Annotated in this window: 11 protein-coding genes and 1 pseudogene; 6 read left to right on the forward strand and 6 right to left on the reverse strand. The window is 73.0% G+C overall.

Annotation, left to right across the window (positions count from 1 at the left end):
• Positions 1 to 216: pseudogene (locus ABZ479_RS40795) on the forward strand (alpha/beta hydrolase); the annotation flags it as partial.
• A 78-nt stretch (positions 217 to 294) separates the two neighbouring features.
• Here the strand turns inward: ABZ479_RS40795 and ABZ479_RS40800 are convergent.
• From ABZ479_RS40800 to ABZ479_RS40810, 3 genes are all read right to left on the reverse strand, one after another.
• Positions 295 to 1,074 (reverse strand): DUF1963 domain-containing protein, encoded by a 780-nt coding sequence (locus tag ABZ479_RS40800; protein WP_500466308.1) that lies wholly within the window; start codon positions 1,072 to 1,074, stop codon positions 295 to 297.
• Between the two features lie 190 nt (positions 1,075 to 1,264).
• A complete protein-coding gene (locus tag ABZ479_RS40805) occupies positions 1,265 to 3,490 on the reverse strand; it encodes a TIGR03767 family metallophosphoesterase (RefSeq protein ID WP_500466309.1) in 2,226 nt (741 codons plus the stop codon).
• A 308-nt stretch (positions 3,491 to 3,798) separates the two neighbouring features.
• Positions 3,799 to 4,593, reverse strand: a complete 795-nt coding sequence (locus ABZ479_RS40810; RefSeq protein ID WP_500466310.1) for an SGNH/GDSL hydrolase family protein — start codon at positions 4,591 to 4,593, stop codon at positions 3,799 to 3,801.
• 218 nt (positions 4,594 to 4,811) lie between these two features.
• Here ABZ479_RS40810 and ABZ479_RS40815 point away from each other — a divergent pair, with 218 nt between their 5' ends.
• On the forward strand, positions 4,812 to 5,762 hold the full coding sequence (locus ABZ479_RS40815; protein WP_500466311.1) for a GlxA family transcriptional regulator: 951 nt from the start codon (positions 4,812 to 4,814) through the stop codon (positions 5,760 to 5,762).
• A 179-nt stretch (positions 5,763 to 5,941) separates the two neighbouring features.
• Positions 5,942 to 6,940, forward strand: a complete 999-nt coding sequence (gap, locus tag ABZ479_RS40820) for a type I glyceraldehyde-3-phosphate dehydrogenase (RefSeq protein ID WP_500466312.1) — start codon at positions 5,942 to 5,944, stop codon at positions 6,938 to 6,940.
• Between the two features lie 48 nt (positions 6,941 to 6,988).
• Here gap and ABZ479_RS40825 read toward each other — a convergent pair whose 3' ends face one another.
• Positions 6,989 to 7,114, reverse strand: a complete 126-nt coding sequence (locus ABZ479_RS40825) for a hypothetical protein (protein WP_500466313.1) — start codon at positions 7,112 to 7,114, stop codon at positions 6,989 to 6,991.
• 96 nt (positions 7,115 to 7,210) lie between these two features.
• On the opposite strand from ABZ479_RS40825, the gene ABZ479_RS40830 reads away from it, so the two are divergent.
• On the forward strand, positions 7,211 to 7,549 hold the full coding sequence (locus ABZ479_RS40830; RefSeq protein WP_500466314.1) for a hypothetical protein: 339 nt from the start codon (positions 7,211 to 7,213) through the stop codon (positions 7,547 to 7,549).
• A gap of 66 nt (positions 7,550 to 7,615) precedes the next feature.
• On the opposite strand, the gene ABZ479_RS40835 is transcribed toward ABZ479_RS40830, so the two are convergent.
• Positions 7,616 to 8,986, reverse strand: a complete 1,371-nt coding sequence (locus tag ABZ479_RS40835) for an alpha/beta fold hydrolase (RefSeq protein ID WP_500466315.1) — start codon at positions 8,984 to 8,986, stop codon at positions 7,616 to 7,618.
• Between the two features lie 212 nt (positions 8,987 to 9,198).
• Here ABZ479_RS40835 and ABZ479_RS40840 point away from each other — a divergent pair, with 212 nt between their 5' ends.
• Positions 9,199 to 10,185, forward strand: a complete 987-nt coding sequence (locus ABZ479_RS40840; protein ID WP_500466316.1) for an ArsR/SmtB family transcription factor — start codon at positions 9,199 to 9,201, stop codon at positions 10,183 to 10,185.
• Positions 10,186 to 10,289: 104 nt separating this feature from the next.
• Here the strand turns inward: ABZ479_RS40840 and ABZ479_RS40845 are convergent, their stop codons facing one another.
• The gene (locus tag ABZ479_RS40845) at positions 10,290 to 12,026 is read right to left on the reverse strand and encodes an MFS transporter (protein ID WP_500466317.1); all 1,737 of its coding nucleotides are present in this window, start codon (positions 12,024 to 12,026) and stop codon (positions 10,290 to 10,292) included.
• Positions 12,027 to 12,340: 314 nt separating this feature from the next.
• On the opposite strand from ABZ479_RS40845, the gene ABZ479_RS40850 reads away from it, so the two are divergent.
• Positions 12,341 to 14,002, forward strand: a complete 1,662-nt coding sequence (locus tag ABZ479_RS40850) for a hypothetical protein (RefSeq protein ID WP_500466319.1) — start codon at positions 12,341 to 12,343, stop codon at positions 14,000 to 14,002.
• Positions 14,003 to 14,107: the final 105 nt, after the last annotated feature.

Genomic DNA, 14,107 nt, shown 5'->3' on the forward strand with positions numbered 1-14,107 from the left:
ACGCTGACCGAACCCGCTGTGCTGGAAACGCCGCTCGGCGACCTCCCGGCGACCTACATCAAGTGCACGCTCGGTGACCCCGAGCCGAGCGACGATGTGGCCGAGCTGCTGACCAGCGGGAGCTGGCGGCTGAGGGAGATGGACACCGGCCACTGGCCCATGTTCTCCCAGCCACGCGAACTGGCGCGGATCCTCATCGACACAGCCGGTGCGTGACCGCAGTTCCACGCTTGCGGAGTCCTTGCCGGCGTCGTATCAACTGCGCTGCTCACAGCCACTCGTTCGATACACGGCCTAGCAGTCGTAGCGGTGGGCGTAAGGGAGTTCGGGGCACCGGCGGCAGAGGAAGAAGTACACACCGCCGGCGTCGCCCATGACCATGTCGTGTTCGTCGTCCGCCGTGATGCTCAGGAGGTGCTCCATCCGGTGACCGCGGGCGCAGTCCGGCCAGTCCGGCTCCTGGTTCCAGGCGGGGTAGCCGCCGACCTTGGTCTCATGACAACGGCCGAGGAGTTCCTCGACGGCGTCCAGTGCGGGTTCCGGCAGATCCTTGAGGAGGTCCCGGGGAAGGTCCATGTTCGCGTAGTCGGTGTCCACGCTCGGTGAGACCGTGCAGGGGCGGGGGATGAACTCGTCGTAGTACTCACCTTCCCCGGGCGCGGGGACGTCGTCCAGCACTTTGGTGGCCGGAACGTCGGTTTCGGCACGCCAGTGGAGGGACGGCCTGGAAACCTTGACCTCGTCATCGGGGTGGAGCAGGGGGCACCACAGGATCTGGAGCACGTCCTTGCCGTCGGGGAAGCGCAGTTGCGCCACGTCGCGGGCGAACAGTTGCAGCACCGGGACCATGGGGATGCGGCCCACCGGGAGGCCGCTGAAGTCGGCGAGGTGACCCGGTCGGTCGCAATGCGGCCACGGCTCGTCAGCGGGCCAGAGGACAGGACCACCGAGAGAGCTCTCCCGGACGCCGGGGGATCCCTGCTTCGGCCGGAGCAGCGTGGTGGGCCGGCGGTACGAGGCGAGTTCGGGCAGGAGGTCGTGCGGGGCCGGTCCCTCGACAGGGTGCGGTGACACGCTGCGGTCTCCCCTCGGCTCGACGTCGGGGCGTCCGAGCGGTTGGTGTACGTGGACACGGCTCGCCCGTGCCTGCCCCATGAACCTACTCCCCCGCGACGACACCCTTCCCCGCCCCTTCGCGCGCTGACACGCCGCGGAGGGCGGGTGGCACCCCGGCGCCGGAGCACCGGGGTGCCACCCCGTGCCGTCAGGGCGCCAGCAGGTTCAGCCAGGTCGCGGACCGCACGGTGCCGTCCGCGGGCAGGCCGCGGGCGGACTGGAAGGAGCGCACGGCGGCGTCCGTCGCCGCGCCGAAGGCACCGTCGACGGTCAGTCCCGCGCCGCGGGTGGTCAGCAGGTACTGCACGGCGGAGACCGCGGGGCCAGAGCCCCCCTGGGCCAGCGTCGTGAAGACCATCGGCTGCCAGGTCGCGGGGCCCACGACGCCGTTGGAGGGCAGACCGCGCGCGGTCTGGAAGGAGCGCACCCCGGCGGCCGTCGTGATGCCGAAGACGCCGTCCACGGCGAGCCCCACCCCGCGGGCGTTCAGCAGGTACTGCAGGGCCCTGACCCGGGTGCCGCTCTGGCCCTGCTGCAGCAGGGGCCAGTCGGGTGCGGGCGTGCCGGCGCCGGTGGGCAGGGCGAAGGGCAGCGGGAGCAGTAGTTGGGTGTTGCGGGCGGTCGGTGCGCCGCGCCGCATCTCGATGCCGCGGGCGACGGACTGGATGTCGTTGGCGGCCAGTTCGCGGGCCAGGGAGGCGAGCGCGGCGGGGGTGCCGGTGTCCCCGCCGTACGACAGCGGGGCGTCCGCGTCGACCATGGTGGTGAAGATCGACAGGTAGCCGCCGCCCTCGGCGATCTCGACGATCCGGGACTGGACGGGCCAGTCGATGTGCGAGGCGGTGTTCACCTCCCAGAAGCCGGCGCTGAGCGCGGAGGTCCAGGCGGGCTTGTGCGCGGTGATGTTGTTGGTGTGGGTGTGGCCGTCCACCATCAGCACGACGTTCGGGAAGCGCAGCAGTTTGTCGCGCAGGTCGGCGCCGCTGTAGGGCGCGTCGCCGTCCGTGTTGTCCATCGAGTCGAGGGTGTGGTGGCAGCAGACGACGATCAGCTTGTCCTTGACCCCGGGCTGGGTGACGACGGTGCCGGGGCCGGTGCCGTTCGCGCGGTCCGTCTCGTAGCGGGAGCTGTTCGCCCGCAGCTGGGCGTCCAGCCATTCCCACTGCGCCTCGTCGAGGGCGCCGTCCGCGCCGCCGTTGGCGTTGGTGGTGTCGAGCACGAGGACCTGGACGAGGTCGGAGGGGCCGGAGGGCACGGCGTAGTAGGCCCGGTCGCTGCCGGAGGTGAAGCCGTGCCCAGCGGGGGTGCCGGTGGTGCGGAAGTGCTCGGCGACGAACTCGCGCCGCTCCAGCAGCCGTCGTGCCGGGTCGGCGGTGACCTTCTCGGTGTCGAGGGTGAAGTCGCCGGTGATGATGTCCGTCAGCAGCTCGATGTAGTAGGCGGGGCCGTTGTCGAAGACGTCGGGGACACCCTCGATCTGGGTGATCTTCGTCGAGCCGGTGGCGATGCCCTTGAGCGGGTCGAACGGCAGGACGTCCGGCGCGACGTTGCCCTGCACGAGGCCGTCGTGGTTGCCGTAGGCGGCGTACCAGGGCATGCGCAGCCCGCCCGCGGTGAAGGGCCTGCGGGCGGCGGCGAGCAGGCCGGTCACCAGGGGGAAGCCGGCCAGCTCGTTGTTGTCCGCCGGGCTCTGCCGGGCCTGCGGGTGCCAGTAGTGGACGTCGGTGCCGAAGCGCCCGCTGCTGACGCTCTCGTCGAGGGCCGGGCTGCCGGAGTCGGGGGTGACCGTGTTGCCGTCCAGCAGGTCGATGTACCAGCGGGTCTCGTTGTACTGGCAGTTGTCGACCGCGTCCCCGGTGACGACGGTGAAGGCCAGCGGCGCGCCGGTGCGCGGACCGCGGCCGATCTGCCGGACGGCGCGGCACATCGCGTCGGTGGTCTGGGTGGAGAGGAACTCGTGGGCGCGGTAGGCGGACTCGGTGGGATAGGAGTTGTAGTGCGGGGGCCCGTAGTCGGCGAGCCGGTCCAGGCACTCGACGCGCAGCGGTGACTGGTCGTCGACGATGTGCAGGTCGGACATCTGGGCGAAGGCGATCAGCGAGCGGGTCACCGTGGGCGCGGTGACGTTGGCCAGGTCCTTGCGGACGAGGTGGGGTTCGCCGGGCCCCGCGACGATCCCGCGGTAACCGGACCCGAGGTCCGGGCCGCGCAGCAGCGTGCGGTCCAGGGTCGACAGGCCCGGTGCGGAACCGTCGCCTGCGGCGGTGGTCCGCGGGGCGGCGGCCGCGAGGCCGGCGAGTCCGCCCGGGGCGACGGTGGCGGTCACCACGCCCACGGCGCTCGCCGTCAGCATTCTTCGGCGCGTCAGAGACATTCCGCATCCTGTTCGGTCGTCAGCCGCCGTGCGCGGGCAGCACGGCATGGCGAGGGGGGACGAGGGGAGGCGCGCGAACCACCCGGTCGTGGAGCGGTGGACCGGGCCCGCCAAGCCTGGCAAAGGGAGGGCCCGGACCGCAAGGAGTGGTTCAGCCACTCATCCACTTTCTGACTGACCCACCGTCCGGTGGCGGCCGCGGAGGGCATGACGCGACCCCGTACGGGCGCACACGGCCGTACGGGGTCGCCGGAGGGGGCCGGACGGGCCGGGCCCGGTACGGGTACGGGTAGGGGGAGGCGGACGGGTCAGCTGTTGGCGTTCAGTACGGGGTAGTAGCCGCTGGCGTGGCCCCTGGCGGTGGGGTGGTAGGACTCCCAGCTCGGCGAGACGACCAGGGAGTGCAACCAGTCGTCGCCGGAGCAGAGTTCGTGGCCGTTGAAGGTGCCCCGCACGTCGCCGAAGACGAAGCCGTGGGCGGCGGCCCTGGCGGCGATGACGCCGTCGAGGACGTCCGCGGCCTCGTCGATCTTGCGGTGCTTGGTGTCGGAGAGGCCGACGCACAGGACGTTCAGGGTGTACACGCGCGGATAGCCGAGGACGACGACCTTGGCGTTGGGGGCCTTGGCCCGGATCGCGTTGTAGGTGGCGTCGAGGCGGGCGGGCAGGGTGTTGCGGGCGTAGTTCTCCGCCTGGGTGACCCGGTTGACGCAGTCGGTGTCGGAGCCGATCACACAGGTCGTCATGACGTCCGAGAAGCCGGCGTCGTTGCCGCCGATGGTGAGGGACACCAGACCGGTGGAGGCGTTCAGCGGGCCGAGCTGGTTGTTGGTCACGTCCGTGGTCACCGCACCCGAGCAGGAGGTGTCGGCGAACGAGGAGGGGGCGTGGGCGTTCTTCCAGAGGTACGGGAACGCGCTGAGACTCCGGTGGCAACTGCCGCTCGCGCTGTCGTAGTTGCCCGCTCCGTTGCCGGCGGAGTACGAGTCCCCCAGCGCGACGTAGGCGGGCCCGGCGGCGTGCGCCGGGGTGGACCACAACAGGCCGAAGGCCAGGGTGACGATCAGGGTGGTCAGGGCCGACAACGACGTGGTGCGTCTCACGGAACCTCCCTGGGCGGGGAATTGACTACCACTTGGTAACCCCCGGCCCACCCCGTTGGGAAGTGTTCATGACAATGGAATGTTAAAATTTCTCCGCGCGTAGATCGTTGTTCGGATCGCCGCCGCCCGCCGGCCGGAGCGGCGCGGGACCGGCGGTGGCAGGATGCTTGCGACAGCAGTCAGCCACGCCACCGGGCGCGAGAGCCGGAGGAGACCCGTTGAGCCGCGCGAAGAACCACCACGTCGTCGTGCTCGTGCTGGAGGGCGCCAAGCCGCTCGACGTCGGCATCCCGGCGCAGGTGTTCTCCAACCGGCCGAGCATGCCCTACGAGGTGCGGGTCTGCGGCGCCGCGCCCGGGCTGGTGACCGGCGGCGACGGGCTGTCGTACCACGTGGCCGAAGGCCTCGAGGCCGTCGGGCACGCCGACACCGTCTTCATCCCCGGCTACCGGGAGCCGGCCGGCACCGAGCCGCCCGCGGCGGTCGTGGGCGCGCTGATGGCGGCCCACGAACGCGGCACCCGGCTCGCGGCCATCTCCACCGGGGCGTTCGCGCTGGCGGCGACCGGGCTGCTCGACGGCAAGCGGGCCACCACGCATTGGCACTACACGAAGGCCCTCGCCGAACGGCATCCGCTGGTGCGGGTGGACGAGAACGTGCTGTTCGTGGACGAGGGCGACGTGCTCACCTCGGCCGGGGCGGCGTCCGGCATCGACCTGTGCCTGCACCTGGTGCGGCGCGACCACGGGGTGGGACTGTCCAACCACGTGGCACGGCGTCTGGTGGCCGCGCCCTACCGCAGCGGCGGCCAGGCGCAGTACGTCCCCCGGAGCGTGCCCGAGCCGCTCGGCGACCTGTTCGCGGGCACCCGCGAATGGGCCCTGGCGCACCTCGCCGAACCGCTGACGCTCGACATGCTCGCGCGCAACGCGAAGGTCTCGGCGCGCACCTTCTCCCGGCGGTTCGCGGAGGACACCGGCTACACGCCGATGCAGTGGGTGCTGCGCGCCCGGGTCGACCTCGCCCGGGAACTGCTGGAACGCACCGACCTGGGCGTGGAGCAGATCGCCGACCGCGTCGGCCTCGGCACCGGGGCGAACCTGCGGCTGCACTTCCACCGCATCCTCGGCACCTCCCCCACGGAGTACCGGAACACCTTCTCCGCCTGAACGGCCCGGACGGCGCGGGTGGCCCGGACGGCCCGGACGGCCCCGGTGGCTCCCCTGGCGGGATCCTTGCGGGGCGTGGCGAAAGGTATGGCGGGATGCTTGCGCATGCTGTCGTTCAGGCCACTACCGGAGGGACGTCCCGCTGCCGACCATGAAGACGGCAACGAAAGGAACCCCTCATGACCCGCATCGCCGTCAACGGATTCGGCCGCATCGGACGCAACACCCTCCGCGCCCTCGTCGAGCGGGGCAGTGACCTCGAAGTGGTCGCGGTCAACGACCTCACCGCACCCGAATCCCTCGCGCACCTGCTCAAGTTCGACAGCTCCCTCGGCCGGCTCGGCCGCACCGTCGAGGTGGACGGCTCCGACCTGGTCGTCGACGGCCGCCGGATCACGGTGCTCGCCGAGCGCGAGCCCGCCAAGCTGCCGTGGGCCGAGCTGGGCGTGGACGTCGTGCTGGAGTCCACCGGCCGCTTCACCTCGGCGGACGCCGCCCGCGGGCACCTGACCGCCGGCGCCAAGCGGGTCCTGGTCAGCGCCCCGTCCGACGGCGCCGACGTCACCCTCGCGTACGGCGTCAACACCGAGGAGTACGACCCGGCCCGGCACGTCATCGTGTCGAACGCCTCGTGCACCACGAACGCCCTGGCCCCGCTCGCGTCCGTGCTGGACGACCTGGCCGGCATCGAGCACGGCTTCATGACCACGGTGCACGCCTACACCCAGGAGCAGAACCTCCAGGACGGCCCGCACCGCGACATGCGCCGCGCCCGCGCCGCCGGCGTGAACATCGTCCCCACCACCACCGGGGCCGCCAAGGCCATCGGCAAGGTGCTGCCGAACCTCGACGGCAAGCTCTCCGGCGACTCGATCCGCGTGCCCGTGCCGGTGGGCTCGATCGTCGAGCTCAACACCACCGTCTCCCGCGAGGTCACCCGCGAGCAGGTGCTGGACGCCTACCGCACCGCCGCCGAGGGCAAGCTGAAGGGCATCCTCGACTACGCCACCGAGCCGCTGGTCTCCAGCGACATCACCGGCCACCCGGCCTCGTCGATCTTCGACGCCGCCCTCACCCGCGTCGACGGCCGCCACATCAAGGTCGTGGCCTGGTACGACAACGAGTGGGGCTTCTCCAACCGCGTCGTCGACACCCTCGAACTGCTCGCCCGCCCCTGAGCGCCGGCCGGGGGCGGGCGGAAGCCGCCGGCCCCCGGCCGCCCCCGGTCAGGAGAAGGGCCGGTACCAGGGCCGCTTCACCGGAGGCATCCGCCGCGCGAAGAAGGCGGCCACGACGGCCTGCCGGCCCTCGTCGAAGACCCTCTCGGGGAAGAACCCCGAGGCGCCGCTCACCTGGCTCAGGTACCGGAAGCCCGCGCGTTCCCACGCGTCGCGGTGGGCGTCCCAGCCCGGACGCGTCCCCGCGCCGGCGGGATAGGATCACGCGCCGTGGCGACCCCGAGCTTCATCGACTGCTGCGCCGAGCCCGAACTCGCCTGGGTGCGGACGCTGTACGAGTCCCACCACGACCAGGAGTCGCTGCTGAGCTGCACGGGCTGCCGCGCCTTCTGGTTCCACCGCTTCCACGAGTTCATCGACTGGTCCGGTGACAGCGACGACCTGACGACGTGGTACTCCCGGCTCACCCCCGAAGAGGGCGAAAGCCTCCGGGACACGGCCGATCCTGCCGCCGAGGACCTCTCCTTCCTCCGGACCCGCCCGAGCTGGATGGACGACGCCCGCGGCCCCCGCCAGGTCGCCGGCGCCCCGGACCACCCCCACGGCTGACGGCCCGCCCCGGCAACCGGCCCCGGGCCGCAGGGCAACGCGCGGCCGCCCCGGCGCCGGCGGGTGTCAGCGCCCGAGGAGGAAGCGGTGCACGGCGCGGCGGCCCTCGTCGCTCGCGGCGCGGCTCTGGACGGAGTGCGCGGCGCCGCGGACCACGACGACCTGGGCCCGCGGGGTCAGCTCCTTCTGGTCGTGGAGCCATTCCAGGGGCGTCGACAGGTCCCGGTCGCCCCCGAGCAGCAGCACCGGGACCCCGGGGAGGCGGCGGTGGGCGGTGGGCAGGGGCGGGACCGGGGTGCGGGGCCAGTCGAGGCAGCTGAGCATCGACCCGAGGCCGGTCGCCGTGGCGGCGTCGAACGGGCCGTGGTCGGCCGGGGTGAGTTCCGCTCCCGCCTTCTCCAGCGCGGCCCGCCGGCCGGCGAGCGGGGCGTCCGAACGGCCCCACGGATAGCGGCCGTCCAGGCACAGCGTCGAGGCGTGGAGTCCCTGGCTGAGTTCCTCCGCGCTCGCCGCGCTGCCCTGCCGTACGCCCTGGATGAGGCCGTTCAGCAGCCCGGGGTCCCCCTCGGCGGCCTGGTGGAGGGCGTCGATCATCTCCGCGTAGTCCGGGTCGACGAACTCCCAGGTGGTCAGGGCGTCCAGCACGTCGACGCCATTGCCGTAGGTGTCCACGACCTCGGCGAGGTCGGCCGCGGGGTCGGTGGTGCAGCCGATGCTCTCGCACGCCGCCGTCAGCACCCGCGGCGCGGCCCGCATGGCGGCGAGGTCCATCGGGTCGTAACCCGTCTGCGGCACCACGGAGTCCAGCACCATGCGGGCCACACGCCCCGGGTGCGCGAGGGCGTACCGCTCGGCGGTGTAGGTGCCGTACGAGACCCCGTCGAGGGTCATCTTCCGCACGCCCAGCGCGCGGCGGAGCAGTTCGAGGTCGGCGACCGTGTCTCCGGTGCTGTAGAAGCGGCGGTCGGGGCCCACGGCCGCGGCGCAGTCCCGCACCGCCTCCGCGGTGGGCGGTGTGAGGTCGGACGACCCCATCTGCTCCTGCAGTCCCGGGCATTGCAGGGCGTTGCCGCCGGTGCCGCGCTGGTCGATCATGACGAGCCGGTAGTCCTCGAGCACCGGTCCGAGGGCGTCGGCCATCCGCTCCACGAAGGGGACGCCCGGCTGCCCGGGACCACCCGTGAGGAACAGCAGGACGCCCTTGGGGGCGTCCGCGTTGTCCGCCATGGCGACCTTCAGGCCCAGCCGGCCCCGCGCTTCGCCACTGTGGTCCAGCGGCACCGTCAGCGTGCCGCAGCTGAAGCCCTCCAGGCCGGGGCAGGCCGCGGCGCCGGAGAGCCCCCCGCTCCCCCCGGGCGGCCCCGCGTCGCCCCGGCCCTGGGCCGACGACGTGCAGGTCCCCGACACCATCAGCAGGCCGGCGGCGGCCAGTGCCACCGCGGCCCGTGCTCCGGACCTCCGCGTCCCCCGGGCCGTTCCGGCCCCGCGCATCGCCCGCATCGCACGCACCCCCGCCTTCCGGTGATCTCGGTGTCCCCTGCCGTCCGTCGGGCATCAGACTGCGCCAAGGGGACTCGCGACGGCGAGGGTCCGTGCCACGATTCGAGCACGTTCGAAAGCACCAGGGGTGAGGGGCGGCGGGGCACAGGATGATCGAACTGACCGTGGACGCCGCCGGGTTGGCCCGGTCCCACTTCGCGGTCTCGCCGCTGCACGAGGTCGCGGCGACGCTGCTGCCGTGGGGCGTGCGCCCGGCCCCCGAGGCCGATCCGTGGGTGGCCCGCGCACGCCGGGTGCTGCGCCGGGCCCGGCTGCCGCTGCTGTCGGAGCTGGCCCTCGACGGGGGCGGCTACGTACCGGACTTCCTCAGCCCGCATCCGTCCGGCCCCTCGCCCACGGTCGAGGAGGAGCTGGACCGGGTGCGGGCCACGCCGCCCGACCGTGTCCTCGGCGAGCTGGCGGCGTTGCGCCACGGCCGTCCCCGCAACGGGCTGGCCGGGGCGGAGCTGCCGCCCGGGGTGCGGCGCGCCATGGCGCGCGGCGGCGGGCACGTCGCCCGGCAGGCCGCGCAGGAGCTGGGCCGGTACTGGGAGCTGGCCTTCGCCCCGCACTGGCCCGACGCGAAGGCCGCCCTCGACGCGGAGGTCGACCGGTGTGCGGGGGTGCTGGCCCGGCACGGCGCCGCGGGGCTGTTCAACTCCCTGCACCCCGGCATCGGCTGGGCCGGCGGCACGCTGCGCGTCGACAGCCGCTTCACGGTGGGGGTCGCCGTTCCACTGGTGATCGTGGTGCCGTCGCTGGTGGCGGCGGGGCCGGGGGTGATCGTCGACCCGGTGCCCGGCGGACGGCGGCCGCCGATGGTGGCCTACCCGGTACGGGACCGTCCGGCCGCGCCGGTGCCGCCGTCCGCCGAGCTGGCCCGGCTGCTCGGCCCCACCCGTGCGGGACTGCTCGGGGCGCTGGCGCGGCCGGCGTCCACCACGCAGCTCGCGGCGCACCACTTCCTCAGTGCCGCCACGGTCTCGTACCACCTGGGCGTGCTGCACCGGGCCGGTCTCGTGACCCGTTCCCGCGCGGGGCGGACGGTGCTGTACCGGCGTACGCCGGCCGGGTCGCGGCTGACCGGGAGGGGCTGACGGCGGGCCGGCGGGGAGGGCCGGCACCGCGAGGGCCCCGGTGGCCCCGGGCCCCGGCTCGCGCGCCGGCGGTCCGGGGCCCGGCCGGTGGGCCGGTCGGCCGGTCAGGCCGTGACGGTCTCCACGGGCAGCGCGAGGTCGAGGTCGACCAGACGCTCGTCGCCCGTGTGCGTCGCGGCCGAGGCGAGGGGGCCGTGTCCGGCCGCGAGGGCGGCCACCACGTACGGGCCCCCGGCCGGCACGGCGAGCGCGTAGCTGCCGTCCTCGGCGGTGAGCGTCGCGCCGGCCTGCCGGCCGCGGCGGTCGATCAGGGTGACCTTCGCGCGGGCGACGGGCACACCCCCGGCGCCCACCACCCGGCCGCGGAAGCCGCGCAGGACCTGCTCGGCGGGCGCCGGGCCCGCCGCCGCCTCGCCGCCGGCGGCCCGCAGCTGCAGACCGGTCCGCCGGCCGGGCAGGCCGAGGGCGAGGAGCAGGCCGACGAGGACGGCGCCGGTGGCGATGAGGAACGAGAGGCGGAAGCCGTGCATGGTCGGCAGGGCGACGCCGTTCACGTGCTGGGCGCTGTTGGCCAGCACCATGCCGATCACGGCGCTGGACACCGAGGTGCCCACGGACCGCATGAGGGTGTTCAGGCCGTTGGCCGCGCCCGTCTCGGAGGCCGGCACCGCGCCGATGATGAGCGCGGGCAGCGAGGAGTAGGCCAGGCCGATGCCGGCGCCGAGGATCACCGAGGTGAGGACCGTCTGCCAGACGGCGTCCATCAGGCCGAGTCCGCCGCCGTAGCCGGCGCCGATCACCAGCAGACCGAGGATCAGCGTGGTCTTCGGGCCGTAGCGGGCGGACAGCCGGGCGTAGACCGGAGCGGTGAACATCATCGTCAGACCCAGGGGGGCCACGGCCAGACCCGCGACCAGCATGGACTGACCGAGGCCGTAGCCGGTGGCCGCGGGCAGCTGGAGCAGCTGCGGCAGGACGAGCGAGACGACGTAGAAGCTGACGCCGACCATGATCGAGGCCAGGTTGGTGAGCAGCACCTCGCGGCGGGCGGTGGTGCGCAGGTCGACCAGCGGGGCCTTCACCCGCAGTTCCATCAGGCCCCACAGCAGCAGGACGACGGCGGAGGCGCCGAAGAGTCCGAGGGTGGTGCCGGACGTCCAGCCCCAGTCGCTGCCCTTGGTGATCGGCAGCAGGAACAGGACCAGGCCGGTCGACAGGCCGAGCGCACCGGGCAGGTCGAACGAGCCCTTGGCGCGCATCGGGGACTCCGGCACGACGGCCAGCGTGAGGACGATGGCGAGCACGCCGAGCGCGGCCGCGGCGTAGAAGAGCGCGTGCCAGTTCGCGTGCTGCGCGATCAGCGCCGCGCCGGGCAGCGCGAGGCCGCCGCCGACGCCGATGGAGGAGCTCATCAGGGCCATGGCCGAGCCGAGCCGCTCGCGCGGCAGCATGTCGCGCATCAGCCCGATGCCGAGCGGGATGGCGCCCATGGCGAAGCCCTGCAGCGTACGGCCCACGATCATGGTGAGCAGCTGGCTGGTGACGGCGCTGATCACGGCACCGACGACCATGACCGAGAGGCTGCCGATCAGCATCCGGCGCTTGCCGTAGAGGTCGCCGAGGCGGCCCATGATCGGGGTGGCGACGGCGCCCGAGAGCAGGGTGGAGGTCAGCACCCAGGTCGCGTTGCTCGGGGCGGTGTCCAGCAGCTGCGGCAGGTCCTTGATGACCGGGACGAGCAGGGTCTGCATGACCGCGACAACGATGCCCGCGAAGGCGAGTACCGGGACGACCGCCCCACTGGCTCTCCGGGCGGGCAGGTCGGTCGTCGTGGATGTCATGGGGTGGGGCCTCCGGGCAGAGGTCGGGACCGTGGTGTGGTCACGTGTGCGGTGTACGCGAGGTGCAACCCCGTATGCCCAGGCAACTATTCCGCCGTCCGGAAACCGTAAAACATGCATTTGACCGGCTTATTTGGCCCAGGTGCCGATGTACCCGGATCCCTCACGTCACGGCAGCCTCATCTGTGATCCCTCTGTGATCTTCCTGTGCACAACGGTGCGCGTGCCCGGGAGGTCTCACAGACGTGTGCCCAGGACGGCGCACCCCCTCAGACCTCGACATCCGACCTTCGACATCCGACGAGGAAACGTTGATGAGACGTCCCTTCCGCAGATCCGTCTCCCGGGCGGCGATCGGACTCGTGGCGGCCGCCGCTCTGACCGCCGGTTTCGGCCCCGCCACCTCCGCCTTCGCCGAGGACGGCGCCCCGCTGCCGGTCACGATCACCGGCGAGAGCCACGTGGACCTGTCGCTCCAGAGCGACGACGAGGAATCGGACGAGCCCCAGGTCACCCTGCGGCTCGCCGCGCCCGGCAGCGACGAGCCCGGCGACGACGGGGTGATCCCGGTCGTCCACCAGGGCCCGTACACGATCAGGATCGACGCCTCCGGCCTGGAGGGCGTCGCCGCCGTGAAGCTGCCCTGCGGGGGGAAGGGCCTGACCGCCACCTGCGAGGGCGACGAGATCAACGCCGGCGAGACCTACAACGAGATCGGCGACATCCGCCTCGAGGTCGACGCCGACAGCGCGGCCGGGGACCACGGCACCATCGAGGTGACCGGCGAGGGCGAGGGCGTCGACTTCGCGCCCCTCACCATCGACGTGCTGGTCGGCGGTCCGGAGCTGCGGGGCCGCAAGCTCTCCGAGCCCAAGGGCCTCGCCGCCGGCGACACCTACGAGGCGCCGGTCGGCTTCCGCAACGTCGGCGGCATGGCGGCCGACGGCACCGTGCTGCACTTCCACGGCTCGCGCGGGCTGAGCTTCCCCGACAGCTACGGCAACTGCGCCTACAAGCACACCACCGAGGGGTCGCTGCTGTACCAGGGCACCGACGCCATCTGCACCTTCCCCGGCACCTACAAGGCCGGCACGGCGTACACCCTGTCCGAACCGCTGAAGGTGAAGACGGCCGCGTTCGCCCTCAGGGACGGCTTCGGCTACGGGTTCTCCGCGGTCGGCGCGAAGAAGGCCGAGGCGCTGCTGAAGGACGACGGCTACACGCCGGGTACCGGCGCGCCGATGACCCTCGAGGAGCTCCCCGGCGCCCCCGCGGGTGACTACACGCGCTACGCCGAGCTCGACCTGCCCAGCAACAACACCTACGACCTGGTACTGACCGGCGCCTCCGCCCAGGGCAAGGCCGGCGACAGGGTGAAGGTGGAGATCGGCTTCCGCAACGACGGACCGGCCTGGCTCAGCGCACTGCGCAGCGGCGGCGAGTCGATCGCCTTCTCGGTCGCCGTCCCCGAGGGCGCGAAGGTGACCAAGAGCCCCGAGCGCTGCATCCTGACGACCATCGAGGAGGGCGTCAAGGGCTACCTGTGCTGGGTGGAGACCCCGCTGCTGGAGGACGCGAAGCTGAGCTTCCCGTTCGAGCTGCGCATCGACAGGGTCGTGAAGAACGCCAGGGGCAAGGTCGCCCTGCCGACGTGGGACAACCCGGTCGAGCCCGAGCAGTCCAACAACACCGCCTGGATCGTCCTCAACGGCACCGGCGACGGCGGCGGCAACGGTTCGCAGGGCTCCTCCGGCGGCCCGTCGGCCACCCCGAGCCCCAGCGCGTCGGACGACGACGCGCCGGGCTCCGGCGGCACCTCCGACGGCGGCAGCTCGTCCACCGGCGGTGACTCCGACGGCGGCGGTCTCGCCTTCACCGGCGCCGGCGGCGCACTGCTCCTCGGCGGCGCCGGCCTGCTGGCCCTCGGTCTGGGCGCCGTGGTCATCGTCGTCGTACGGCGCAGGAGCGCCGCCTGACGGCACCGCAGTCCACGCCACGGCCGCGGGGGCCCGCGGGGGGGGGGGGGCGGGCGGGGGGGGCGCCGGTTAGGACAACCGGTTATAATAAGGACACAAACAACC

The organism is Streptomyces sp. NPDC005722 (assembly GCF_040630935.1).
Classification (GTDB): Bacteria; Actinomycetota; Actinomycetes; order Streptomycetales; family Streptomycetaceae; genus Actinacidiphila.